This is a genomic window from Nocardia sp. NPDC005998 (assembly GCF_040614395.1).
Taxonomy (GTDB): Bacteria; Actinomycetota; Actinomycetes; order Mycobacteriales; family Mycobacteriaceae; genus Nocardia.
The window spans coordinates 15,165-38,843 of record NZ_JBEXUI010000035.1 but is presented as its reverse complement, the minus strand read 5'-3'; the positions used below and the strand labels follow the sequence as shown (position 1 = coordinate 38,843).

The window sequence follows — 23,679 nt, the reverse complement described above, 5'->3', positions numbered from 1 at the left end:
GTCATCCGTCCAGTCCGGTGGCGTTCAGCCCGGCGGCATTGTTCAGGTCGGTTTCCTCGAGTACGACGGCCGAACTGGTGGCCGCGCCCCCCATGCTCGCGAGCACCGCCGACAACTGACCGATGGACGCGACGTGCCCGGCGTGCGCTGCGGCATAGGCGGCCATGAAATCACCGCCGATCAAGCCCATGATGGGACCGAGGAGCGTGGGATCTGCGGCCGCGGCACTCACCCCGGCGGCGGCGAGATCACCGGACATGGCCCCGGCGGACGCGCCGTAGGCGGTTATGCCCTCGGTGTCGGCCGACATCTTTCGCATAGTGCTTCCCCCATCTGTTGTTCCCAGGCAGAGTACGTCATCCACCTAGTTCGACGCGCTGCCTTACCGATCGGTTCCAGCCGTTCGAAAAAAATTCGGGTGGAGGTTCGCCGCCGAAGTCGACTTCGACCTTATCGTTCCCTCATGCGCACGCACACCGTGGACCATCCACTCGCCGCCGCCCTGCTGACCACGATGCGCGATGCCCGCACGGCCAATCCGGCCTTCCGTGCGGCACTGCGCGATCTCACCGGAATCCTGATCTACGAGGCGCTGCGCGAAGCGCCAGTGGCCCACTTCCCGATCGCCACACCGGTGGCCAGCGCCGAGGGGACGCGCTTGGCGCAGCCGCCGCTGCTGGTGCCGGTGCTGCGCGCCGGACTCGGCATGGTCGATGCGGCCGCCGAGCTGATCCCTGACGCCAGAGTCGGTTTCGTCGGCATCGCCCGGGACGAATCCACCCATCAGCCGGTGCCGTATATGGAGTCACTGCCCGACGACCTGACCGACCTGCCGGTTTTCGTACTCGACCCGATGCTGGCCACCGGCGGCTCGATGCGCCACACCCTGCAGCTGCTCGCCGCTCGCGGTGCCACCGACATCACCGCGATCTGCGTCGTCGCTGCCCCTGAAGGCATTGCCGCCCTTGCCGATTCGGGCCTGCCCGTGCGCCTGGTCACCGCCGTCGTCGACACCGGCCTCAACTCCGACGCCTATATCGTCCCCGGCCTCGGCGACGCGGGCGACCGCCAATTCGGTCCCCGCTGAGCCACTTTCGCGTCGAACATGTCGGTGGCTGGTGACAGGCTGAGTGCCATGGGGAGTCAGCCTGAAGTCCGCGCAATGATCTATCTCGATGTTGTCGAATTCGTAGAGAACTATCTCTCACTGGTGTACGGCGACGCAGTCGGATTCACCGGTGACGAGGTGCAGTGGTGCCCTGAATGGTGGAAACATGTCAGCGTGGTGGCTCGTCTGGATACGCTGTGGCGTTCGTGGGAGCACTACCGCCTCAATGGCAATACCGGCCTGAGTATCTGGTTGCTGGACCATGCGGACCCACACATGCGCGAGTTGTTCAGGCGTGACGGACCGTTTCGGCATTGTTCGGTCGAGAACGGGCACGGGAGCACTCGGCCGCTACCGTTGAAAAGTCCCATGCCGGGCCTGTTTCGAGATCCTGCGATGGTCTACACGGCGACCCCCGCCGAGTGAGGCCTCGGCTCAGAGGTCTTGGCAGAAGGCGCGTAGTTCGGCGATGCGTTGTCCGGCCGCGGTTCTCGCCGCAGCGAGGGCCGCGCGGTCGGCGACCGGCTCGACCACCTCCAAGTAGCACTTGAGTTTCGGCTCGGTACCGGATGGGCGGACCACTATCCGGGAGCTGGCTCCCTCGAAAATCAGTGCATCGGTGCGCATTCGACCACGGACCTGGAGCAGATCGGTGAATTCGACCGGCTCGGAGGCGATTTCGTCGGGGGGCGCGGCACGCAGCCGACTCGCCAGCTCGGCTGCGGCGGCCGGGTCCAGGAGGCGAAGCGCGACCTGGTCGGTGGCGTGCAGGCCGAATTCGACCGCGTAGTCGTCGAGTTCGTCGGCGAGGGTGCGACCGGCGGCCTTCAGGCGGGCGGCGAGGTCGGCGGCGAGTACCGCCGCGGAGATGCCGTCCTTATCGCGTACCGCGGCCGGGTCCACGCAGTGCCCGATGGCCTCCTCGTAGGCGTAGACCAGGCCGTCGCCCGCTCGGGCCAGCCATTTGAAGCCGGTAAGTGTTTCGGCATAGCGAGCGCCGCGGGCGGCGGCGAGCTTGGCGAGCAGCCGAGACGATACGACAGTGGTCGCGACCAGCGAATCCGGCGGTGCGGTGCGCAATACGCAAGCACCGAGCAGCACACCGGTTTCGTCACCGCGCAGCATGCGCCAGCCGCCGTGATCGTCGGGAATGGCAATGGCGCAGCGATCGGCGTCCGGGTCCAGGGCGATGGCGATATCCGCGCCGATCCGGGTGGCCGTGGCGAGCAGCAGGTCGGTGGCACCGGGCTCTTCGGGATTCGGGAAGGCGACGGTGGGGAAGTCGGCATCGGGCGCGAACTGCTCACCGACGACGTGCACATGCTGGAAGCCTGCCGCGGCAAGGGCCGCCACCGCCGTATCGCCGCCCACACCGTGCAGCGGGGTCAAAACGATGCGGATATCGGCGCGTTCGCCGGGCCCGCCGATCAGCTCGGGCAGCCGGGCCACCCGATCGAGGTAGCGGCGCACCAGATCATCGTCGGCCGGGGCGACCGGCGTGCGGGCGATCGGTTCGGCGACCGCCTCGATGCAGCGCTCGATCTCGGTATCGGCCGGTGCGATCAGCTGCGAACCGCCGTCCAGATACACCTTGTAGCCGTTATCCGTCGCGGGATTGTGCGATGCGGTGATCTGTACTCCGGCAACGGCTCCCAGCTCACGCACCGCATAGGCGACGATCGGCGTCGGCAGCGGACGAGGCAGCAGCGTCACCGGAAAGCCTGCGGCCGCAAAGATTTCCGCGGTGGCGGTGGCGAATTCGGCGGAGCCGTGCCGGGCGTCGCGTCCGACGACCACCGCGCCGCCGCCCAGGCAGCGCCCGCGCAACCAGTCCACCAGCCCCGCCGTCGCCCGGCTGACCGTGTCCAGGTTCATGCCGTCGGGGCCGTCCTGCAGCGGCCCGCGGAGTCCGGCGGTGCCGAAGCGCAGCATCTAGAGCCGTTCCAGTACGCCGCGCAGCAGTTTGCCGAGTCGCGGTGCGGCCGCATGGCCTTCGGCGAGCACCTCGGCATGGGACAGATGCGCACCCGTCACGCCCGCGGCGAGGTTGGTGACCAGTGAGATGCCGAGCACCCGGGCGCCGAGCGCGCGCGCCGCGATCACCTCCAGCACCGTCGACATGCCGACCAGATCCGCGCCCATGGTGCGCAGCATCCGGATCTCGGCGGGCGTCTCGTACTGCGGTCCGGTCAGACCCGCGTACACACCCTCGGTCAGACTCGGGTCGATTTCCCTTGCCAGCGTGCGCAATTCGGGATCCCACGCGTCGACGAGATCGACAAAGGTCGCGCCGGTCAACGGTGTGCGGCCGGTGAGATTGAGGTGGTCGCTGATGAGAACCGGATCACCAACGCGCAGCCCATCGCGGATCCCGCCCGCGGCATTGGTGAGCACCACGGTTTCCGCGCCCGCCGCGATCGCGGCGCTCACCGGATGTACGACCTCGCTCGGCTGATACCCCTCGTACAGATGCTGACGTCCCATCAGCAGCAGCACCGGAGTGTTGTCGACGGCGACCGAATGCACCATCCCGACATGTCCCTGGGCGCTGGGTGTCCCGAATCCGGGCAGCTCCGGCATCGGTATCGACGCACGCGGCGCACCGATCTCCGCGGCCGCGTCCTGCCAGCCCGATCCCAGCACCACAGCGACCCGGTGCCGCTCCACTCCCGTACGTTCGGCAATCGCCTTCGCGGCCTGTTCGGCAAGCATGAACGTCACGATAGCTGTGTTTGATCGGCAGCGCCTCCGGCGCTGCCTGTTCGCGGCCCCGAAGATTCAGCATCGTGTAGCGATTCGATGAGGGGTGGTGGTCGGGCGACGGGTGGGCCTCGCGTCCGAGCCGTCGAGACTCGCGACTTCGTCGCATGCGCTTCGACGACTCGGCTGAGTTCGATGGCCGAGCCTTCGGCTCGGACGCGAGACGGGCCGCGAACGGTCGCTCGTAAGACTCGCTCCGTGGTGGTCACCCCTAGCGGGCAGTGTGGCGCCGAGGTGCATCCACCATTGGCCGAGATTCGTGCCTGCGGCGCATGCGCTTCGACTCAGCTGAGTTCGATCGCCGCAGCTCCGTGCGGACGCGAGATGGGCCGCGGACGGGCCAGCCGAATGTTTGCTACCCGCGAGTAGGTGTGCTGTTGTGCACCCGTTACGCTGCACGCATGCCGTATCTGGAACGTGAAGGGGATGTGTTCGTCGTCTACCTCGGGAGCGAGGGGCAGACCGACAGCGAGAACCGTTTCCATCCGGATTGGATCGATGAATTTCACCGGCTGCTCGACCAGGTGGAGGCGTCCGAGGGGCCGGCCGCGCTGGTCACCACGGCGACCGGGAAGTTCTACAGCAATGGCCTCGATACCGACTGGCTGTTCGGCAATGTGGACAAGATGCACGGCTACCTCGACCGGGTGCACAGCATCTACACCCGGCTGCTCACCTTCCAGATGCCGACGGTGGCCGCCGTCAACGGCCACGCCTTCGGCGCCGGCGCCATGCTGGCCACCTCGCACGACTTCCGGGTGATGCGCGCGGACCGCGGCTTCTGGTGCCTGCCCGAGGTGCACCTCGGCATGCCGTTCACCGTCGGTATGAACGCGCTGCTCACCGAACGACTGACCAACCAGGTCTGTGTGCAGGCCATGACCGCGGGGCACCGCTTCGCCGCCGACGAGGCCATTACCGCGGGCATTGTCGATGCGAAGGCCGATGCTGATGAGTTGCTGAAGTCCGCGATCGAGCGCGCTGCCGCACTCGCGGCAAATCGCAAGCCGAATCTGCCGGTGATCAAGCGCGCGCTGCACGCCAAGGCGCTCGCCGGTCTCGCGACGCCAACCACTCCGGAGAATCTGGCGTTCGCCGGGGAATAACGTCAGGCTGATCGCAATCTCGGGAGCGCGCTAGCACATCGCGCCCGGGGCGCGGGGTGCGCTCGATCGGCGGCGCAGTGCAACACTGTGTGCCATGCCACCACCGCGCAGCGGGCAGCCCGAATCACGCACGGATAACCAGGTCGCGCACGCCGCTGGCGACTGCGCGCCGGTCGGTCCGGTCGGCGCGGATTCGGCGGCCTCGGATGCTGCGATCCTGGCCGCGGCGGCCGAACTGATCGCACTCTCGCATTCCATCCACGCCGAACCCGAGCTGGCCTTCGAGGAGACTCGCAGCGTCGCCAAGGCCATCGCGCCGTTGGCCGCGCGCGGCTTCCAGATCGAGACCGGCATTGCCGAACTGCCGACCGCATTCCGCGCCAGCTACGGATCCGGCGAGCTCACCGTGGGTATCTGCGCCGAGTACGACGCGCTACCCGAGATCGGACATGCCTGCGGGCACAACATCATTGCCGCCGCCGCGGTCGGCGCCGGGCTGGGCCTGGCCGAGGTGGCCGACGCGCTCGGCATCACCGTCGTCGTGTTCGGCACGCCCGCCGAGGAGAGCGGCGGCGGCAAGGTGCTGATGTTGGAGCGCGGCGCTTTCGACGATGTCGCGATGGCGCTGATGGTGCATCCCGGCCCCTACGAGATCGTCGACGCGCGTTCGCTGGCGCTGGCGGATCTGTCGGTGGTGTTCCACGGTCTGGAGGCGCATGCGAGTGCCGCGCCGGAATTGGGCCGTAATGCGGGCGACGCGGTGACCGTCGCGCAGGTTGCTCTGGGATTGCTGCGCCAACATCTCCGCCCCGGACAGCAACTGCACGGTATAGTCAGCGACGGTGGCGTAGCCCCCAACATCGTTCCCGGACGTGCGGAACTGCTGTATTACCTACGTGCAGTCGACTCCGCATCCCTCGACGATCTGATGCGACGGGCGTCGGCTTGTTTCGAGGCGGGTGCGCTGGCGACCGGCTGCACGCACGAAATCCGGACGGTTGCGCCGACATATACCGAGCTAACCCCCGATTCGGCATTACTGTGTGCCTATCGCGAGCAGATCATCGACTTGGGCCGGGTGCCGATCGCACCGGAACTCGAGGCGCAGCGACCGCTCGGAAGTACGGATATGGGCAACGTCACCAACGTCATTCCGGGCATCCATCCGGTCATCGGCATCGATGCCGGTGGGGCGGTGACTCATCAGCCCGGCTTCGCCGCGGCGAGTATCAACGCCTCGGCGGATCGCGCGGTTACCGACGGTGCGATCGCCCTCGCACGTACCGCTATCGCGATGGCCTGCGATGCAGTACATAGAGACAGGTTGTTGCAACGGCTCGTTCAACGACAGGAGGACATTCGGTGAGCACTACCGGCCGCCCCACGGCGCGCGCGGCGGGTCCCGAGGCGGCAGCACGCGTGATCACGGTTGATCCGCGCAGCGCCGCTGCGGACATCGCACAGACCGGGCAGGAAGCGGTCGAGGCATGGCTTGCCGAGCACACCGTCGACCTCGTCCAGTGGCGCAGACATATCCACGCCAATCCGGAGCTGTCCCGCACCGAGTTCGCGACCACCGAGTTCGTCTCGTCGTGGCTGACCAAGGCCGGGTTGACGCCGCAGAAGATGCCCAACGGCACCGGAGTGCTCTGTGACATCGGTCCGGCCGACGCACCGCGGATCGGATTGCGCGCCGATATGGACGCGCTCCCCCTACAGGAGTTCACCGGACTCAGCTTCGCCTCGGCCGTCCCCGGCGTCTCACATGCCTGCGGACACGACGCACACACCGCGATCCTGCTCGGCACCGCGCTCGCGCTGGCAGATCAGAAACTGCCGGTCGGTGTGCGGTTCGTCTTCCAGCCCGCCGAAGAAGTGATGCCGGGCGGTGCGATCGATATGGTCGCCGCCGGTGCGATGGAGGGCGTCGACCGGATCTTCGCGCTGCACTGCGATCCGCGCCTCGAGGTCGGTCGGCTGGGCATTCGGGTCGGTGCGATCACCTCGGCCGCCGACACCATCGAATTGGTGCTCGATTCGCCGGGCGGGCACACCTCGCGCCCGCATCTGACCAGCGACCTGGTCTATGCCATCGGCACCGTGATCACGGGGCTGCCCGGATTGCTCAGCCGCCGCATCGACCCGCGCACCAGCACCGTCATGGTGTGGGGTGCGGTCAGTGCTGGCAAGGCACCCAATGCGATACCGCAGACCGGCATGCTCACCGGCACCATCCGCACCGGCGATCATGCGACCTGGTCGTTGCTGGAACCGATGGTGCGCGAGATCGTGGACGGCCTGCTCGCCCCGACCGGGGTGCGCTACCAGCTGAACTACAAGCGCGGTGTGCCGCCGGTGGTCAATGATGAGCAGTCGACCCGGATGTTCGAGGACGCGATCCGCGCACTCGGCCCGGACGCACTCGCCGACACCCCGCAGTCCGGCGGCGGTGAGGATTTCTCCTGGTACCTGGAGGAGGTGCCCGGTGCGATGGCCCGCCTCGGGGTCTGGTCCGGGCACGGCGAACAGCTGGATCTGCACCAGCCGACATTCGATATCGATGAGCGCGCGCTCGCGGTGGGTGTCCGGGTGCTCAGCAAGATCGTGCTGAACGCGGGCTGACAGCAAACACCTGGAGGCGGCCGATCCGAACGGATCGGCCGCTTTCGTTTCCGCTCAGCTGCCGAAGAAGCCCGGGCCGACGTTCTTGCTGTTGCGAGTGCGCAGCGCGTGCACGTATTCCGCTGGTGCGCCAGCCTTTTCGGCCGCGTCCGCGATCACACCGATATATCGCGCGGAGGGCAGCCCGCCCTCGTACGCGTCGAGTACGTACAGCCAGGCGAGGATCGGGTCGGAACCACTGCCCGGGCTCGGCGTGACGCGCAGCCGGACCTTGCGGTGGATGCCGAAGTCGGAGCCCTCCCAGCGGTCGAGGCGCTGTTCGTCCTCGGGGGATACGTCGTACAGCACGACGAACACCTGGGAGCCCGGCTCCTCGACGACGGTCGCCAGCGGCCCCTCCCAGCCGATGTCGTCTCCGCTGAAGGTGAGGCGCCAGCCCTCTAACCATCCTGTCCCGGACATCGGGGAGTGCGGACAGCGCTCGAGCATCTGGGACGAGTCCATGTTCGACCCGTAGGCGGCGTAGATCGGCACGACGCAAGGGTATCCAATAACCTGCGCACATCGTCTCTATCCCGGCGAGATGACCGTGTGTTCGCCAGCTAACGTTGTTTACCGGCACCGGAGATCCCGGTCGAACAGCTCGAGCGGAGGTATCCATGACCCGCATAGCGATCATCGGTGGCGGACCGGCCGGTTATGAAGCGGCCTTGGTTGCGGCCCAACACGGAGCAACGGTCACCCTGATCGACTGCGACGGCATCGGCGGGGCATGCGTCCTGTGGGACTGCGTGCCGTCCAAGACCTTCATCGCCTCGACCGGCGTGCGCACCGATCTGCGTCGCGCCCGTGACCTGGGCATCACCCTCGATCCGAGTCAGGCGCAGATCGAACTGGGCCAGGTGAACGCGCGGGTGAAGGCGCTTGCGCTGGCCCAGTCCTCCGATATCCGATCCAAGGTGCAGGCCGCCGGAGTGACGGTGCTGGCCGGACGCGGTCAGCTCAGCGATCCGGCCACCGGATTGGCCGCGCACCGCGTTCGCGCGCTGCTGGCCGATGGCACCGAGGAGACCATCGAGGCCGAAGTTGTGTTGATCGCCACTGGTGCGAGCCCGCGCGTGTTGCCCGGCGCCGAGCCCGACGGCGAGCGCATCCTGAACTGGCGCCAGCTCTACGACCTGGAAGAACTGCCGGAGACCCTGGTGGTGGTCGGTTCCGGTGTGACCGGTGCCGAATTCGTCTCCGCCTATACCGAGATGGGCGTCCAGGTGAAGTTGGTCTCCAGCCGCGACCGCGTGCTGCCCGGTGAGGACGCCGATGCCGCGCTGGTACTCGAGGACGCACTCGCCGAACGCGGTGTCGAACTGGTCAAGCATGCCCGCGCCGATGCGGTGGAGCGCACCGCCGAGGGCATCGTGGTCAAACTTTCCGACGGCCGCACCGTGACCGGTACGCATGCGCTGATGACCGTCGGCTCGATCCCGAATACCGACGACCTCGGACTGGAGCGGGTCGGCATCGAACTCGACCGGAGCGGATACCTGCGGGTGGACCGGGTGTCGCGGACCTCGGTGCCCGGCATCTACGCGGCGGGCGACTGCACCGGCCTGCTGCCGCTGGCCTCGGTGGCCGCGATGCAGGGCCGCATCGCGATGTACCACGCGCTGGGCGAGGGCGTCAGCCCGATCCGGCTGAAGACGGTGGCCTCGGCGGTCTTCACCCGTCCGGAGATCGCGACCGTCGGCGTGAGCCAGACCGCCATCGACAATGGCGAGGTGCCCGCGCGCACGGTGATGCTGCCGCTGAACACCAATCCGCGGGCCAAGATGTCGGGTCTGCGCAGGGGTTTCGTCAAGATCTTCTGCCGACCCGCGACCGGTGTGGTCATCGGCGGCGTGGTCGTCGCCCCGATCGCCTCGGAGCTCATCCTGCCGATCGCCCTGGCGGTACAGAACAATCTGACCGTCACCGATCTCGCCCAGACCTTCTCGGTGTACCCATCGCTCACCGGCTCGGTGACCGAGGCCGCGCGCCTGCTCATGCGTCACGACGACCTGGACTGACACAGCTGTGTTCGATTTGCCGCGCCTGCGCCGCGGCGTGTTCGCGGCCCCGAATATTCAGCATCGCGTAGCGATTCGATGAGCGGTGGTGGTCGGGCGACGGGTGGAGACGGGCCGCGAACGTTGCTCGTAGAACTCGCTCCGCGGTGAGCGGACTATCGGTCGATCTCGAGTGCCCCGAGTCTTACTGTCTTGTCTGGACTTTCACCGCGTTGCCAGTCCGTCGCGCATGTGGTTCACTTCCCGCAGAGATGCGATCGGCGGGCGATCGTGAGGTTCTGTGTGGGGGGATCGATCCTTTCCAACGGGAACGGCGAACGGCCGCTTGGTCGTTCGCCGGTCCTCGTTTGTGGGCTAAGCGTCTCACCAGGGATAACTGCGTGCGACCCACCCGGTCGCACACGGGAAGGGATTGCGAAAAGTGAAACATCGTAAGCCGAGTCGGGCGCAGCGAGCGATGGCGAGCACATCGCTGCCACTGGCCACCGCGGCGGCCGTGGCCACTCTCTTCGCGGCACCGGCGGGGGCGGTTCCGGATCAGCCGAGTACACCGACCACCCCGGCACCGGCTCCGGCCGATCCGGGCACCACGGCGCCAACGGATCAGGGCCAGCCGGAGACCACCAAGCCGGATCCGGGCAAGCCGGAGACCACCAAGCCGGATCCGGGCAAGCCGTCGCCGAGTCAGCCGACACCGAGTCAGCCGGGTGTCACGACGCCGGATCCGAACCAGGTGATGCCGAATCCGCCGAAGGATCCGAAGCTGTCGGTGCCGACCCAGCCGGGTGTCACCACCCCGCGCGTCGCGCCGCTGCCGGTTCCGGGGCAGACCGGACCCGCGGTTCCCGCGGTCGTACCGGACACGGCTCCCGGCACCGAGCCGAAGCCCGCGCAGCCCGGTACCACCGGGCCGGGTGCGTCCGCTCCGAGCGATCCGAATGCCAGGACCGCGCAGCAGCCGGAGACCGAAACGCTGGTGCAGCAGCCACGCTGGGCGGCTCCGCGCTTGCAACAGGCCCCGGCCGCACCGGTCGTCGAGATGGACGGTCCGCACCAGGAGGTCGGCGCCAATATCGACGGTGGCAGCCTGGCGCCCGGTTATGTGGCCAACACCCACCACTTCAACAATGCCGCTGGCTACGTCGGCACCATCGGGTACCGCACACCGACCGGGCAGGGCGAGGCCGGTGTCTCGGTCGAATACGTCGGCGCCAACACCGTCAAGGTCACCACCTACACCGGTGGTGAGGGCCTGGCCGACAACAAGACCGAGGTGATCCTCGACACCACGCAGGCGAATATGGCCAAGGCCGCTGTCGAGCACTGGATTCGGGAACAGCCGGGTGGCGCTGCCGCGCTCGAGGCCGCCGCGCAAGTTAAACTTCCGTTGCCGCCAGGCGAACTGGCTCCGCAGACGGTCAACGTTGCCGGGGTCACCACTCAGTGGGGTGGGTCACTCCAGTACTGACACGAGCTGATTCGACGGGTGGGGCGGTCGTTCGCGACCGCCCCACACGTGTGTCCTGGGGAAAGGATTTGGTGTGGGCTCCGAGGGTGATGGCAGGAACAACGAATCCGACCAGTCCGGGTCGGAGTTCGGTCCTCCGCTGGACGATTTCGGCCCGCCGGTCTCCGAATTCGGCCCGCCGGTGGGTGAATTCGGTCCGCCGACGGGTGGGCAGGTCCGACCACAGTGGTCGGTGCCCGAGCCCGCCACCGATCATCCCGAGCTGATCTGGCGTCCCGCCGACGAACCGCAGACGGTGCCGCCGCCACCCCCGCAGTACCGCGCACCTGATACGACGGTATTCGGTGACGCGCCACCGCCGCCCGCGCCACGGCCGGAGCCGCCAACTGTGCGACGGCCGGAGCCGCCGGCTGTGCGACGGCCGGAGCCGCCGGTCGAACCCGATCCCACCGAGGCCACCGTCCGGCATGCGACGCCGCAGCAGCGCGAGACCTGGTGGAGCAACTCGACCGAGTCCGGCGGTGTGCCGAAACCACCGTCCGATCCGTCCGGCCTGTCCTGGGCCGATGATCCGATCGCCAAACGTCTTGCGCCGAAGCTGCTCTCCGATGAGATCAGCGCGACCCCGTCGCGTTCCGGTTCGCGGGGCCGGTGGATCGTGCTCGGTGTGCTCGCCGCCATCGTGGTGGTCCTCGCGCTGGTGGTGACCTTTGTCGCGGTCAGCCGCGACGACAACAGCAGCCCGAAGGCGGCACCACCGCCGCCGCCGAGCACCTCCGCCGCGCTGAGCTGTCCGGCGAGTAGGGACGGCAAGGTGACCCGTGGCAATGGCCAGGGTGACACCTCGAGCGGCGCTGGCGCGATCCTCGGCTTCCAGTACGAGTTCTACGTCGGCCGCAGTGGCGAGCGGGCCAGGAAGTACGTCGCGCCGGATGCGGAGAACGTGTCGACGGCCGAGATCATCCAGCAGGCCATCAACGAGCAGATTCCGGTTGGCACCACGCATTGCCTGCGGATTGCCGAGGTCGCCAGCGACACCTTCGAGGTGGACCTGACCGAGCATCGTCCAGATGGCACGACCAATGTGTACCGGCAGACCGTCACCATGGTGGTCCGGGACGGCAAGACCGTCATCTTCGCGATCAAGGAACGCATCTGAGCTCGACCGCCTCCCCGGATCTTTGCCGGTCGCCGGGTGCCGCGACGGGTCTCGTGGGCGATGTGGGACAGTGGGGTTTCGCGTACCGTGGCGTTCCCGGAGGTTTCCCATGTCGCCGACCAATCCACCGCTCGCGGCCAAGCTGGCCGGACTGAAGAGCTCGGCGATCCGTGATCTGCTGACGCTGACCACCCGCGCCGAGGTGATCGGCCTGGCGGGCGGGCTGCCGGATGCGCAGCTGATGCCGCGTGAGCGGCTCGCCGCGGCGGCCGAGGCCGCGCTGCGCAGTTCCGCGGTGCTGCAGTACACCGAATCGCCCGGGTGGGCGCCGCTGCGTGATGTGCTGCGGCAGCGCGAGTCGGCCAAGCTGGGCCGTGCGGTCGAGCTCAGTGAGGTGTTCGTGACCCATGGCTCGCAGCAGGCGCTTTCGCTGCTCGCCGAGGTGCTGCTCGATCCGGGCGCACTGGTCGTCGTCGAGGATCCGGCGTATGTCGGCGCGCTACAGGTGTTCCGGGCGGCGGGAGCGCGAATTGTGGCGGTGCCCTTGGATTCCGATGGCATGCGGGTGGATGTGCTGAATGAGTTGCTGGCCCGTGGTGAACGTCCGACGGTCGTGCACACCGTGAGCAACTTCCACAATCCGGGTGGTGTCACGATGAGTTCACCGCGCCGCCGCGAGTTGGCCGAACTGGCCGACGCGTACGGCTTCTGGGTGATCGAGGACGACCCGTACGGTGAGCTCTGGTTCGACCGGCCCTCGCCCGATCCCGTGGCGACCTATTCCCGCAATGTGATCCGGCTCTCCAGCGCCTCGAAGATCCTCTCGCCCGCGCTGCGCGTCGGCTGGATGGTGGCCCAGGACCGGGTCTGTCGCGCGGTCGAATTGCTGAAGCAGGGTGCGGACCTGTGCGGTTCGGCGCTGACCCACCAGATCGTCGCCGAACTGCTCACCGACGAGCCGTGGCTCACCGGCCATATCGATACCGTCCGCACCGCCTATGGCGACCGCGCCAAGGCGCTCGTGCACGCCGTGCGCACTCGCTTCGGTGATCGCGTCACCTGCACCGATGCCACCGGCGGCATGTTCGTGTGGGCCGATTTCACCGATGGCACCGATACCGATCACCTGCTGGTGCGCGCCATCGAGCACGGCGTCGCTTTCGTGCCCGGCTCCGCCTTCGCCGTCGATACCGACTACAGCCACTCGATGCGCATGTGCTTCACCACGTTCGATCCATCGACACTGGAAGTGGCCGTCGATCGGATGGCCAGAGCTGCCGAGTAGCTGACCCACTCAGCGCAACAACTGATTTTATGAGCACATGGGTAACTCACCGGGTACGACCGGGACCCGCCGTGGCACTCTACCGCCGGCCCGCGCCGCGACTTTCGACGCGCCCGAGGATCGGCTAGCTATTCGGGGAAGCGGGCGAGCCCACCCAGTTGTACGTGCGCTCCACGGCCTTGTTCCAAGCGGCGAGCTGGGTTTCGCGGTCGGCCGCCGACATCGACGGTTGCCAGGTCTTATCCGCGGCCCAGTTGGCCCGGATGTCATCGGTGCTCTCCCATAGCCCAACGGCCAGCCCGGCCGCGTAGGCCGCACCGAGTGCGGTGGTCTCGTTGACGACCGGGCGCACCACCGGGACGTCGAGAATGTCGGATTGGAATTGCATGAGCAGATCGTTGCCGACCATGCCGCCGTCGACCTTGAGGGTGGTCAGTTCGAGCCGCAGCTGCTGGGATTCGGCGTCGGCGCGCATGGCGTCCATCACCTCACGCGTCTGAAATGCGGTGGACTCCAATACCGCCCGCGCCAGATGCCCCTTGTTGACGAAGCGGGTCAGGCCCGCGATGACGCCGCGGGCGTCCGGGCGCCAGCGTGGCGCGAACAGGCCGGAGAACGCGGGGACGATATAGGCGCCGCCGTTGTCCTCGACGCTGCGGGCCAGCGGCTCGATATCATCGGCGGTGGAGATGATGCCGAGATTGTCCCGGAACCATTGCACCAGGGAGCCGGTCACCGCGATGGATCCCTCCAGCGCGTATACCGCCGCCTCGCCGCCGAGCCGGTAGCAGACCGTGGTGAGCAGTCCGTGCTTGCTGAATACCGGTGTGGTTCCGGTGTTGAGGAGCATGAAATTGCCGGTGCCATAGGTGTTCTTGGCCTCGCCGGGGGATAGGCAGGCCTGGCCGAAGGTCGCCGCCTGCTGATCGCCGAGGATGCCCGCGACGGGTATCCCGGCCAGCGGGCCGGAGCCGATCTCCGCGTAGATCTCCGATGAGCTGCGGATCTCGGGCAGCATCGACTCCGGCACGCCGAATTCCGCGCAGAGCTGCGGATCCCATTGCAGCGTACGAAGATCCATCAGCATGGTGCGCGACGCATTGGTCACATCGGTGATGTGCTGACCGGTGAGATTCCACAGCACCCAGCTGTCGATGGTGCCGAAGCACAGCTCGCCCGCCTCGGCACGTGCCCGCGCGCCCTCGACATTGTCGAGGATCCAGCGCACTTTCGGCCCGGCGAAGTAGGTGGACAGTGGTAGACCGGTGCGGTCCTGGTAGCGCGTCGGGCCGAATTCGCCGCCGAGTTCGGTCACCAGACGATCGGTGCGGGTGTCCTGCCAGACGATCGCGTGGTGAATCGGCTTGCCGCTGGCCCGATCCCACACCACCGTCGTCTCGCGCTGATTGGTGAGCCCGACCGCGTTGATCTCATCGGCGGCGATACCCGTGCTCCGCAACACTTCGCCGAGTACGAATTCGGTATTGCGCCAGATGGTTTTCGGATCGTGTTCGACCCAGCCCGGCCGCGGGAAGATCTGCTCGTGCTCGCGTTGCGCGACACCCACGACGCGGCCCTGCCGGTCGAAGATGATGCACCGACTCGAGGTCGTGCCCTGATCGATGGCGGCCACATAGCGACGCATTTGTGCAGGCTACTAAAAGCGGCGCGGTCCGCGTGGGGAACCGCGCATCACATCGCGGCCAGCGGGTTGCCGGACTAGTGTCGGCATCGGTTACCGGCGGGTAGCGTAGGTTGGCGACACGGCTTCGGCCCCGGCCCGGATCCCGGCCGACTCCTTTAGCCTGTACAACAGAACACCGCCTTTACCGTGCAGCTCGAGCGAATGCCCGAAGACCACAAACGCCGTCTACACCCCGACGCCGCGTCGGCGGGAGGAGTCGAGCATGAACAAGAAACCGGAATCGCAGTTCCTCGGTCCCGAGCAGCGCGCGACGGCATGGGAGCGCTTCGGCAAGGATCACTTCGATGTGGTCGTCGTCGGTGGCGGTGTGGTCGGCTCCGGCATCGCGCTCGATGCCGCGACCCGTGGTCTGAAGGTCGCGCTGGTCGAGGCGCGTGATCTCGCCTCCGGCACCTCCAGCCGGTCCTCGAAGATGTTCCACGGCGGTCTGCGGTACCTGGAGCAACTGGAATTCGGACTGGTGCGCGAGGCCCTGCGGGAGCGCGAACTCGCACTGTCCACCCTCGCGCCGCATCTGGTGAAACCGCTGCGCTTCCTCTACCCGCTGACCCATCGCGGCTGGGAGCGCCCGTACGTGGCGGCCGGACTGGTGCTCTACGACACCATGGGCGGCGCGAAATCCGTTCCCGGCCAACATCATCTATCCCGGCACGCCGCATTGCGGCTGGCCCCCGGCCTGCGCCGCGATTCGCTGATCGGCGGCGTCAGCTACTACGACACCGTCGTCGACGACGCCCGCCACACCATGATGGTCGCCCGCACCGCCGCGCACTACAGCGCGGTGATCCGCACCTCCACCCAGGTCGTCGGTTTCCTGCGCGAGGCCGACCGGTTCGTCGGGGTGAAGGTGCGCGACAGCGAGGACGGGCGCACCGGCGAGATCCGCGCGCATGTGGTGATCAATGCGACCGGGATCTGGACCGATGAGGTGCAGGCGCTCTCGCACAATCGCGGTCGCTTCCACGTGCGCGCCTCCAAGGGGGTGCACATCGTGGTGCCGCGCGACCGCATAGTCAGTGATGCCGCGATCATTCTGCGCACCGCCACTTCGGTGCTGTTCGTGATTCCGTGGGGTGCGCACTGGATCATCGGCACCACCGATACCGACTGGAATCTGGATCTGGCCCATCCGGCGGCGACCAGGGCCGATATCGACTATCTGCTGAACCGGGTCAACCAGGTGCTGGTCACTCCGCTTAATCCCGGCGATATCGACGGCGTCTACGCGGGTCTGCGGCCTCTGCTCGCGGGCGAAAGCGATTCGACATCCAAGCTGTCGCGTGAGCACGCCGTCGCGCGGGTGGCACCGGGGCTGGTCGGCATCGCGGGCGGCAAGTACACCACCTACCGGGTAATGGCCTATGACGCGGTGGACGAAGCGGCCCAGGATATTCCGGCGCGCGTCTCGCCATCCATAACCGCGAAGGTCCCGCTGCTCGGCGCCGACGGCTATTTCGCGCTCATCAATCAGACGGTGCAGCTTGCCGATGCATACGGCGTGCATCCGTACCGGATCAAGCATCTGCTCGATCGCTACGGCTCGCTCATCGACGAGGTGATGGCCATGGCCGATGGCAAACCCGAACTGCTGCAACCGATTATGGACGCACCATCGTATCTGCAGGTGGAGGCCGTGTACGCGGTGGCGGCGGAGGGCGCGCTGCACCTGGAGGACATTCTGGCCCGCCGGACCAGGATCTCGATCGAATATTCGCACCGCGGCGCCAACTGCGCCGAGCAGGTGGCCCGGCTGGTTGCGCCGGTGCTCGGCTGGGACAATGACGAAATCGACTGGGAGGTAAGGACTTACCAAGCCCGGGTCGCGGCCGAGATCCGTTCCCAGACCCAGCCGGACGACGAATCCGCCGACGCACTGCGCATCGTGGCCCCCGAACCGCGCCCGGAGATTCTGGAACCGGTCCCGTTGGACACCTGAGGATCACCCGATCGGCGGTGGTGGCAGCACGATCGATGCGATGGTGCCGCCACCGGCGGCCGGTTCCATTGTCGCGGTGCCGCCGTGCAGTTCGGCGATCCACGCCACCAGGGCCAGTCCGATGCCGCTGCCGCGACCGGCGGTCACCCCGCGCTGGAACGGATTGCTGGACAGCTGTGGCGTCAGGCCCGCGCCGTGGTCGCGCACGCTGACGCGGCCGTCGGCCACATGCACCTCAACGGGCGCACCACGATTGACCGCGCCGTGGGTGATCGCGTTCTCGATGAGATTGCGCACCGCCAGGCTCAACAGATTCGGATCGCCCACCACCACAGTGGGATCGGCCCGCAGCACGATACCGGCCTTCGGGAACTCTTCGACCACCGATTCGGTGAGCTGATCCAGCAGCAGCTGCACCTGCTCCATGGTGGTCACGCCCGCCTGCATCCGGGCGCGCGCCAACAGTCCGGCGACGATCCGCTCCATCCGTGCGCCCAGCGCCCTGGCATCGACCAGCGCCCGCTCGACCTCGTGCGGATTGCGACGGCGCGGCGCGGTGACCAATCCGAGAGTCGTGAGCGGTGTCCGCAATTCGTGCGCGGCGTCGCCGAGGAAGCGCTCCTGCTCTTCGAGCATGACGATGGCCTGGCGCATGCTCCGACTCGAGAGCAGATGTCCGGCCACCGCGGACAGCGCGACCAGCGTGAGCCCGCCGACAACGAGCCCCCAGATCAGCAGGGCCCGATCACGGTCGAACATACCGGGATTCGTGCCCGCGATGACGACCGCCTTGGTCTTGGAGTCCTCCCAGGTGATCGGTGTCGCCGCGATCCGGACCGGGCGACCGGCACCGTCGTATCCGTCGCGGAAGATGGTTTCATCGGCCAGGTCGGCATCATCGGCGAGTCCCGCGGCGCCGTCGTCCTTGGGCAGCCAGGAGCGCAGATGTGCGAAGTCCTCCTGCCACTTGCCATCGCCCGGTGAACTGAGCACCAGCACCGCCGTCTCACCGTTGGCGAGTGCGTCGTTCTCGAGCTGGCTCACATCGACGGTTTCCTCGCCCTCGGGCAGTTCGACAGCACGGACGAGCCCGCTCACCACCCGATCGAGGGAATCATCGAGGGCGCTCGCGCGTGAGCGGGCGTCGATGGTCGCCGCGACGACGCCGAGAATGATCAGACAGGTCGCGGTGATCGCGGTGATCAGCGCGGTGAGCTGCCAGCGGGTGCGGCGCAGCCGGGCCACGGCGGGGCGGGCGTCCGCCGTGGAGATCAAGGTGCGAATGGGTCACTTCCGATCATGAAGCCGGTGCCGCGCACGGTTTCGATGACCGGCGGTGCGCCGAGCTTGCGGCGCAGTTGCGCGATCACGGCGTCGACGACATTCGATGCGGGTTCGGCCATTTCGTCCCAGCAGCATTCGATCAGCTCCGAGCGCGAGACGACGTTGCCGGCGCGGGTGGCGAGCAGTTCGAGGACGGCGAATTCCTTCGGCGTCAGCGAGCGCAGGATGCCCGCGCGCTGCACCCGACGGCGCGGCAGGTCGATATCTATATCGCCGAGCAGGATCCGGGCCGGTGCCGGATGCTCGCGCCGCCGCGACAGCGCCCGGACCCGCGCCGCGAGTTCGGGCAGTGCGAAGGGTTTGACGAGATAGTCGTCGGCGCCGCTATCGAATCCGGCGATGCGATCGGCCAATGCGTCGCGGGCGGTCAGCATCAGCACCGGAACCCGCTGGCCCCTGGACCGATGCGCCGAAACCAATTGCAGGCCATCGCCGTCGGGCAGGCCACGATCGACGACGAGGACGTCATAGACATTGACGGAGATCTTGAAATCCGCATCCGCGAGGTTGGGTGCGAGGTCGACCGCGAAACCGGCCGAACGCAGTCCCGCGGCGACTTCGTTGCCAAGACCCGCATCATCCTCGATCACCAGCACCCGCACGAGGTCCGAGAATAAGGTACTTCGCACTCCGTGCGCAGGGCGGAGTCCGAGTGGCCGACCCCCTGCCGGCCACTCGATCCGCACGTGGTGCTCAGTAGGTGTAGAGATCCCAGCCGTCGGCGACCTCGCGGCACTCCCACTGGGTGCCACCGGTCTTCGGCGAATTCCCGTCGGCGGCGCAGGCATCGTAGGTCGCGTAGTTGCCGATGAAGGGGGTGTGCATCGGGGTCGGCGCGGCCGAGGCAACACCGGCGCCCGCGGCGACGGCACCGAGGGCGAACATTCCGGCGGCGATTGCGGAGCGGATCTTCATGGTCGTTTCCTCTCGTTCTCGCGGGTCGTTCCCGCGTTGGAACAAGAAAACCAATGCGTCCATGAGAATTTCGTGATGTAGGTGAAACCGCAGTTCAGTGCGTATCTTTCGGTGCCTCGACGTGAATCGCCCACGAGACGAGGGACCGAATATAGTGCAGCACAAGCTCATCCGGATATTGCTGCGCATCGGCCAGGTGTAGTCGGGCCAGCTCCTCCAATGCCGCGAGGAGGATGCGCTCGGTCGCGCCGTTCGGATCGACCGTGACCCCGGCATAGCGCGACAGCTGCCGCGCGCCGATGGCCCGCGCATAGGCCCGGCCGAGTTCGAGCCGGTCGCGCAGATCGGGTGGTCCGCCGTCGGGTGGGCTGAGAATGATCCGCCAACTGGTCGGCGCGGTGTGCAGATAGGCGAGGATGCCGCGGCCGAGCTCATCGACGTCGTCGGCGGTGCCGGTCCGATCGACACTGCCGATGCCGGCGAGTGCGATCGCCGATTCCCGATCCACTAGGGCGGTCATCAGCCCGGACAGATCGGTGAACTGCTGATACACAAGGGCTCTCGCGACCTGTGCCGCGCGCGCGACCCGCTCGATGCTCACCGCGCCGAAGCCTTCGGCGGCGACGATATCGCGCGCCACGTCCAGTAGCTGTGCGCGCCGGTCGGCCGCGGACATGCGGCGCTTGGGCGTAGTGCATGGCTTCGCGCTGGGGTGCTCGGACGTCGAGCGCTCCGTGGTCACGGCACTGACCGTAGCGCAAGCAGCAGATCCACCGCCTTGGCGGCGCTCTGCACCGCGCTCTCCATGGTGGCCGACCAGTCGGTCGCGGTCCAGTCACCGGCCAGTACCAGCGTCGGTATCGAGGTGCGCTGGTCCGGGCGCAGGCCGTGGGTGCCGACTACCTGCGAGAAGGTTGCTTTCGGCAGCCGAACCACATGTCCCTGAACGACCTTCGCGTTTTCCGCAGCGGGGTAGTAGCGGCGCAGCAGTCGCATCTGCTCGTCGAGGATCTCTTCGTTGGTCTTGTGGATCTGTTCGTAGGCACCGCTGGTGGTCAGGCAGTACAGCCAGGCCCGCTCGGTGCCGCGGCCGGTCATCAACTGCCGGTCGAAGACCTCGTCGATAATGCCGGTGCCGCCGATCAGCGCCTCGAATTCGGCCTTGGTGCCGAGCGGACGGTCCAGGTATAGGTTGGTGCTGACAATCGGCGTGTAGCCCAATTTGTCCGCGGCGGCGTAGATTTCGGCATGTTCGGGCAGTTCGTCGAGAAGTCCGCCGATATTCGAATTCGGCACCGCGCAGACGACGGCATCGGCCGGGACGACCGATCCGTCGGCGAGTACCACCCCGGTCACTGCGCCATTGTCGATATTGATGCGGCGAGCCACCGCGCGGTGCCGGACCTCGACACCGAATTTCTCGAAAACCCTTTGGGCGCCGCTGATGAAGAGCGTATCGAGGTCGGTGGTCGGGTAGCCGATGGTGACCGCCCTGCGGTGTTCGATTCCGAGCCGGATGCCGGTTGCCAGCAAATCGGCGAGGATCTTGGCCGATTCCTGCTGCACCGGCTCGGCCGCGAGACCGAGAGCGAGCCAGTCCCACAACGCTTCTCGCGCCGCGGCGGGCATACCCACCCGGTTGAACCACTGTTCGGTGGTGAGGTCGGCCAGGTCGGCGGGCTGGTGCAGGCTCTGCCAGCCCAGTCGCACGGTGGCGCGGGCCGCGCGCAGCCGATCGAGCAGGCTCGCGTCGGGATGTGCGCCGAACAGGGTGCGCCATGCGCCCCAGCCCTTGGTCGACATGAATACGCTGCGCCCGCCGGGCCAGCGCAGCGTCCCACCGTGCGGGAAGGCGACGTGTTCGCGGGTGCCGACGCTGGTCAGATAGCGGAACAGATGCTCATAACCGCTGGCGATCACGTGTTGGCCGTTATCGGTGAGGTCGTCGACCGCGTCGACCTTCATCGCATGCGTCCGGCCGCCCAGTCTGCCACGACGTTCCAACAGGATGACCTGCTTGCCCGCCTCGGCCAGCCAGACCGCGGATGCGAGTCCGGCCAGGCCGCCACCGATGACCACGTACTGCCGCGGATCCTGCACGATGCCCTCCCGGTTAACTTACACTTTGCAAGTTAACCGGGAGTGCTTGGGCCGTCAAGGGTTTCGGGGTCCTCTAAACGACAACCTGGTCCAGCGCATGGAATTCGATCGAGCTGTGCGTGGAGAACACCGTGACCCCATCGCCGTGGTCGCGCACGAGTTCGCCCATCCGCCGCTGATTCTCGATGCGCGTGGCCGGAAGTGTCTGCGCACTCTTTTCGAACATCGCCGTCCGATGGGCTGACGCGGACGCACCAGATCGAGGACGCCGGGATGGAAGTACGAGTCGCCCGCCGAGTGGGCGCATGGTTCCGCAGCTGAGGTGGTGCACTCGCATCAGGAAAGTTCCTGTTCGAAGGTGGTGCGCAGATGAGCGGCGACCGCCCGCAGCGGGGCGGAATCGCGCTGGGTCTTGGCGAGCAGCAGGGCGCCCTCGATCATGGCGAGCGCGACGGTGGATAATTCGGCGGCGCGCGGTCGGTCGATCCCCCTGTCCCGCAGGAACTTTTCGATCGACACCCGCCAGGATTCGAAACCGGTGACGCAGGCCTGCCTGATCGGTTCGCTCGCGCGTCCGGCGTCGAGTGCGATGGTCGCGATCGGGCAGCCGCGTTCGAAGTCGGAATCGACCAGCGGTGCGGTCAGGGCGTCGAAGACGGCATTGATATCACCGCCATTGGCGAGGATCGCGTCGAGTTGGTCGTGCAGTTGTTTGCCCGACTGGGCGAGGGCCTCCGCGGCGAGCTGTTCCTTGCCGCCCGGAAAGTGGAAATACAGCGAGCCCTTGGGTGCACCGCCGGCGCTGACGAGTTGATTCAAGCCGGTGGCGTGATAGCCCTGGGTATGGAAGAGGTCGGCCGCGGCATCGATGAAGCGTTGGCGCGAGTCGGTGCGAGGTGCCACCTGCCTTACGGTACGTGAACTATGACGACCGGTCTAGTGAGCTCTGGAAACTGACGCACCGTCGATGTGGTGGGTGGTGTTGGTTGCGGGGTGCTCGCGTCGCCGACGGGTGAAAGTGCGTGCAGGAGTAGATAACTGAAAACCGCGGTCGCGGCGATGGCGAGCAGCGCGGTGAACAGCCGACTGGCAATCGCGATCGCGCGACGCGCGTCCGTGCCCATTGCTATCACTCTTGCCAGCTCCTCGTTGCTTGTCCGTGTGCCAAGGTGCTAGTCGTTGAAGATTGGACAAGTGTTAGCAACTGAATGGCAAATGAATCTGCTGACTCTTGTGTGCGACGGCGCTCAGGTGGGTTCGGGCTGGCACCGCGGGCAGAAGTAGATGCCGCGCTCGCGCTGGGTGATGCGGTCGGACTGGGTGATCCGTGCGGTTCGGCCGGGCTTGGGCTCGGCTTCGGGTTCGCCGAGCAGATGGACGACCATGCGGGTGCCACAACGCTGGCACGGGCGGCGGGCCCGGCCGTAGGCCAGTGGCCGCCATGGCGGTTCGGTGGCGGCCTTGGTGAGTACGCGATGCGCCTCGTGCACCAGTGCGAGCAGGTCAGGGACCGCGCCGACCGGGGTGGCCGGGTGCACGCGGCGCAGGAAACAGATCTCGCTGCGGTAGATATTGCCGATGCCGGCCAGATTGCGCTGGTCGAGCAGGGCAAGGCCGATCGGCTGGGCCGGATACCGGGACAGCCGCCGCACCGCCTCGGTCACATCCCAGTTGTCGCCGAGCAGGTCCGGACCGAGATGGTCGGTGGCGGTGTGTTCGTCCGCGCGCCGCAGTACCTCGACGGTACCGAGCGAAAAGCCCACCGCCTCGGTGTCGTCGGTGCCGAGCACCAGCCGGGCGGTGACCGGCGGTCGTGTCCATCGCTCACCGGCGCAGTAGGTCCGCCACTCGCCCTCCATCTTCAGGTGGGTATGCACGCTGACCTCGTCGGTCCTGACAAAAAGATGTTTGCCATAGCTGGCGACACCCTCGACCCGCTGTCCGACCAGATCCACCGTGGCATAGCGCGGCACCCGGAAGTCGCTGCGGATCAGCGTCTTTCCCGCCAAAGCGAGCCGCAGTCGAGCCGCGGTCAGGAAAACGGTGTCGCCTTCAGGCATGGTTCGACCATAGGCCGGTCGGGATCGAACGGATCATCGTCGGCTCCG

Annotated in this window: 24 protein-coding genes; 10 read left to right on the top strand and 14 right to left on the bottom strand. The window is 67.2% G+C overall.

Going from position 1 to position 23,679, the window contains the following annotated elements; translation table 11 throughout:
* Position 1: 1 nt before the first annotated feature.
* Positions 2-310: a hypothetical protein gene (locus ABZ293_RS32725; RefSeq protein ID WP_355187015.1), complete on the bottom strand. Its 309-nt coding sequence runs from the start codon at positions 308-310 to the stop codon at positions 2-4.
* Between the two features lie 153 nt (positions 311-463).
* On the opposite strand from ABZ293_RS32725, the gene upp reads away from it, so the two are divergent.
* A complete protein-coding gene (upp, locus tag ABZ293_RS32720; protein ID WP_355187013.1) occupies positions 464-1,087 on the top strand; it encodes a uracil phosphoribosyltransferase in 624 nt (207 codons plus the stop codon).
* 48 nt (positions 1,088-1,135) lie between these two features.
* The gene (locus ABZ293_RS32715) at positions 1,136-1,534 is read left to right on the top strand and encodes a DUF4913 domain-containing protein (RefSeq protein WP_355187011.1); all 399 of its coding nucleotides are present in this window, start codon (positions 1,136-1,138) and stop codon (positions 1,532-1,534) included.
* 9 nt (positions 1,535-1,543) lie between these two features.
* Here the strand turns inward: ABZ293_RS32715 and ABZ293_RS32710 are convergent, their stop codons facing one another.
* A complete protein-coding gene (locus tag ABZ293_RS32710) occupies positions 1,544-3,040 on the bottom strand; it encodes a phospho-sugar mutase (protein ID WP_355187009.1) in 1,497 nt (498 codons plus the stop codon).
* Entirely contained in the window at positions 3,041-3,820 is a 780-nt protein-coding gene (locus ABZ293_RS32705) for a purine-nucleoside phosphorylase (protein ID WP_355187007.1), read from the bottom strand.
* A 449-nt stretch (positions 3,821-4,269) separates the two neighbouring features.
* Here ABZ293_RS32705 and ABZ293_RS32700 point away from each other — a divergent pair, with 449 nt between their 5' ends.
* From ABZ293_RS32700 to ABZ293_RS32690, 3 genes are all read left to right on the top strand, one after another.
* Positions 4,270-4,974 (top strand): enoyl-CoA hydratase-related protein, encoded by a 705-nt coding sequence (locus ABZ293_RS32700; RefSeq protein ID WP_355187005.1) that lies wholly within the window; start codon positions 4,270-4,272, stop codon positions 4,972-4,974.
* Between the two features lie 94 nt (positions 4,975-5,068).
* Positions 5,069-6,340: a M20 family metallopeptidase gene (locus ABZ293_RS32695; protein WP_355187003.1), complete on the top strand. Its 1,272-nt coding sequence runs from the start codon at positions 5,069-5,071 to the stop codon at positions 6,338-6,340.
* Positions 6,341-6,429: 89 nt separating this feature from the next.
* On the top strand, positions 6,430-7,596 hold the full coding sequence (locus ABZ293_RS32690) for a M20 family metallopeptidase (protein WP_355187114.1): 1,167 nt from the start codon (positions 6,430-6,432) through the stop codon (positions 7,594-7,596).
* A gap of 54 nt (positions 7,597-7,650) precedes the next feature.
* Here ABZ293_RS32690 and ABZ293_RS32685 read toward each other — a convergent pair whose 3' ends face one another.
* Positions 7,651-8,130, bottom strand: a complete 480-nt coding sequence (locus tag ABZ293_RS32685; protein ID WP_355187001.1) for a gamma-glutamylcyclotransferase — start codon at positions 8,128-8,130, stop codon at positions 7,651-7,653.
* A gap of 125 nt (positions 8,131-8,255) precedes the next feature.
* On the opposite strand from ABZ293_RS32685, the gene ABZ293_RS32680 reads away from it, so the two are divergent.
* From ABZ293_RS32680 to ABZ293_RS32665, 4 genes are all read left to right on the top strand, one after another.
* Positions 8,256-9,659, top strand: coding sequence for an NAD(P)H-quinone dehydrogenase (locus tag ABZ293_RS32680; protein WP_355186999.1), 1,404 nt, complete (start codon positions 8,256-8,258; stop codon positions 9,657-9,659).
* Positions 9,660-10,116: 457 nt separating this feature from the next.
* Complete coding sequence (locus ABZ293_RS32675; protein WP_355186998.1) at positions 10,117-11,127, top strand: hypothetical protein; 1,011 nt, start codon at positions 10,117-10,119, stop codon at positions 11,125-11,127.
* 73 nt (positions 11,128-11,200) lie between these two features.
* Positions 11,201-12,286, top strand: coding sequence for a hypothetical protein (locus tag ABZ293_RS32670; RefSeq protein WP_355186996.1), 1,086 nt, complete (start codon positions 11,201-11,203; stop codon positions 12,284-12,286).
* A 109-nt stretch (positions 12,287-12,395) separates the two neighbouring features.
* Positions 12,396-13,571 (top strand): PLP-dependent aminotransferase family protein, encoded by a 1,176-nt coding sequence (locus ABZ293_RS32665; RefSeq protein WP_355186994.1) that lies wholly within the window; start codon positions 12,396-12,398, stop codon positions 13,569-13,571.
* Positions 13,572-13,695: 124 nt separating this feature from the next.
* Here ABZ293_RS32665 and glpK read toward each other — a convergent pair whose 3' ends face one another.
* Positions 13,696-15,216 carry a glycerol kinase GlpK gene (gene glpK / locus ABZ293_RS32660; protein ID WP_355186992.1) on the bottom strand — a complete coding sequence of 507 codons (1,521 nt, stop codon included), beginning with the start codon at positions 15,214-15,216 and terminating at the stop codon, positions 13,696-13,698.
* A gap of 262 nt (positions 15,217-15,478) precedes the next feature.
* On the opposite strand from glpK, the gene ABZ293_RS32655 reads away from it, so the two are divergent.
* Positions 15,479-17,212 carry a glycerol-3-phosphate dehydrogenase/oxidase gene (locus ABZ293_RS32655; RefSeq protein WP_355186990.1) on the top strand — a complete coding sequence of 578 codons (1,734 nt, stop codon included), beginning with the start codon at positions 15,479-15,481 and terminating at the stop codon, positions 17,210-17,212.
* Between the two features lie 3 nt (positions 17,213-17,215).
* On the opposite strand, the gene ABZ293_RS32650 is transcribed toward ABZ293_RS32655, so the two are convergent.
* The 9 genes from ABZ293_RS32650 to ABZ293_RS32610 form a co-directional block, all read right to left on the bottom strand.
* Entirely contained in the window at positions 17,216-18,487 is a 1,272-nt protein-coding gene (locus ABZ293_RS32650) for a HAMP domain-containing sensor histidine kinase (RefSeq protein ID WP_355186988.1), read from the bottom strand.
* Positions 18,484-19,158: a response regulator transcription factor gene (locus tag ABZ293_RS32645; RefSeq protein WP_355186986.1), complete on the bottom strand. Its 675-nt coding sequence runs from the start codon at positions 19,156-19,158 to the stop codon at positions 18,484-18,486. Before ABZ293_RS32645 ends, ABZ293_RS32650 begins: the two co-directional genes overlap by 4 nt.
* A gap of 91 nt (positions 19,159-19,249) precedes the next feature.
* The gene (locus tag ABZ293_RS32640) at positions 19,250-19,471 is read right to left on the bottom strand and encodes a hypothetical protein (protein WP_354958127.1); all 222 of its coding nucleotides are present in this window, start codon (positions 19,469-19,471) and stop codon (positions 19,250-19,252) included.
* Positions 19,472-19,565: 94 nt separating this feature from the next.
* The gene (locus ABZ293_RS32635; protein ID WP_355187112.1) at positions 19,566-20,147 is read right to left on the bottom strand and encodes a TetR family transcriptional regulator; all 582 of its coding nucleotides are present in this window, start codon (positions 20,145-20,147) and stop codon (positions 19,566-19,568) included.
* Between the two features lie 62 nt (positions 20,148-20,209).
* Positions 20,210-21,574, bottom strand: coding sequence for a hydroxysqualene dehydroxylase HpnE (gene hpnE / locus ABZ293_RS32630; protein WP_355187110.1), 1,365 nt, complete (start codon positions 21,572-21,574; stop codon positions 20,210-20,212).
* A 70-nt stretch (positions 21,575-21,644) separates the two neighbouring features.
* Positions 21,645-21,797, bottom strand: coding sequence for a hypothetical protein (locus tag ABZ293_RS32625; protein ID WP_355186984.1), 153 nt, complete (start codon positions 21,795-21,797; stop codon positions 21,645-21,647).
* Between the two features lie 110 nt (positions 21,798-21,907).
* Positions 21,908-22,474, bottom strand: a complete 567-nt coding sequence (locus ABZ293_RS32620) for a TetR/AcrR family transcriptional regulator (RefSeq protein WP_355186982.1) — start codon at positions 22,472-22,474, stop codon at positions 21,908-21,910.
* 5 nt (positions 22,475-22,479) lie between these two features.
* A complete protein-coding gene (locus ABZ293_RS32615) occupies positions 22,480-22,695 on the bottom strand; it encodes a hypothetical protein (protein ID WP_355186980.1) in 216 nt (71 codons plus the stop codon).
* Positions 22,696-22,818: 123 nt separating this feature from the next.
* Positions 22,819-23,631 (bottom strand): DNA-formamidopyrimidine glycosylase family protein, encoded by an 813-nt coding sequence (locus tag ABZ293_RS32610; protein ID WP_355186978.1) that lies wholly within the window; start codon positions 23,629-23,631, stop codon positions 22,819-22,821.
* Between the last annotated feature and the right edge of the window lie 48 nt (positions 23,632-23,679).

Bases quoted from the DNA above. Each gene is read 5' to 3' on its own strand.
- ABZ293_RS32725 (WP_355187015.1), bottom strand. From the start codon at position 310: ATGTCGGCCGACACCGAGGGCATAACCGCCTACGGCGCGTCCGCCGGG.
- upp (WP_355187013.1), top strand. From the start codon at position 464: ATGCGCACGCACACCGTGGACCATCCACTCGCCGCCGCCCTGCTGACC.
- ABZ293_RS32715 (WP_355187011.1), top strand. From the start codon at position 1,136: ATGGGGAGTCAGCCTGAAGTCCGCGCAATGATCTATCTCGATGTTGTC.
- ABZ293_RS32710 (WP_355187009.1), bottom strand. From the start codon at position 3,040: ATGCTGCGCTTCGGCACCGCCGGACTCCGCGGGCCGCTGCAGGACGGC.
- ABZ293_RS32705 (WP_355187007.1), bottom strand. From the start codon at position 3,820: ATGCTTGCCGAACAGGCCGCGAAGGCGATTGCCGAACGTACGGGAGTG.
- ABZ293_RS32700 (WP_355187005.1), top strand. From the start codon at position 4,270: ATGCCGTATCTGGAACGTGAAGGGGATGTGTTCGTCGTCTACCTCGGG.
- ABZ293_RS32695 (WP_355187003.1), top strand. From the start codon at position 5,069: ATGCCACCACCGCGCAGCGGGCAGCCCGAATCACGCACGGATAACCAG.
- ABZ293_RS32680 (WP_355186999.1), top strand. From the start codon at position 8,256: ATGACCCGCATAGCGATCATCGGTGGCGGACCGGCCGGTTATGAAGCG.
- ABZ293_RS32675 (WP_355186998.1), top strand. From the start codon at position 10,117: ATGGCGAGCACATCGCTGCCACTGGCCACCGCGGCGGCCGTGGCCACT.
- ABZ293_RS32665 (WP_355186994.1), top strand. From the start codon at position 12,396: ATGTCGCCGACCAATCCACCGCTCGCGGCCAAGCTGGCCGGACTGAAG.
- glpK (WP_355186992.1), bottom strand. From the start codon at position 15,216: ATGCGTCGCTATGTGGCCGCCATCGATCAGGGCACGACCTCGAGTCGG.
- ABZ293_RS32655 (WP_355186990.1), top strand. From the start codon at position 15,479: ATGAACAAGAAACCGGAATCGCAGTTCCTCGGTCCCGAGCAGCGCGCG.
- ABZ293_RS32640 (WP_354958127.1), bottom strand. From the start codon at position 19,471: ATGAAGATCCGCTCCGCAATCGCCGCCGGAATGTTCGCCCTCGGTGCC.
- ABZ293_RS32635 (WP_355187112.1), bottom strand. From the start codon at position 20,147: ATGTCCGCGGCCGACCGGCGCGCACAGCTACTGGACGTGGCGCGCGAT.
- ABZ293_RS32625 (WP_355186984.1), bottom strand. From the start codon at position 21,797: ATGTTCGAAAAGAGTGCGCAGACACTTCCGGCCACGCGCATCGAGAAT.
- ABZ293_RS32615 (WP_355186980.1), bottom strand. From the start codon at position 22,695: ATGGGCACGGACGCGCGTCGCGCGATCGCGATTGCCAGTCGGCTGTTC.
- ABZ293_RS32610 (WP_355186978.1), bottom strand. From the start codon at position 23,631: ATGCCTGAAGGCGACACCGTTTTCCTGACCGCGGCTCGACTGCGGCTC.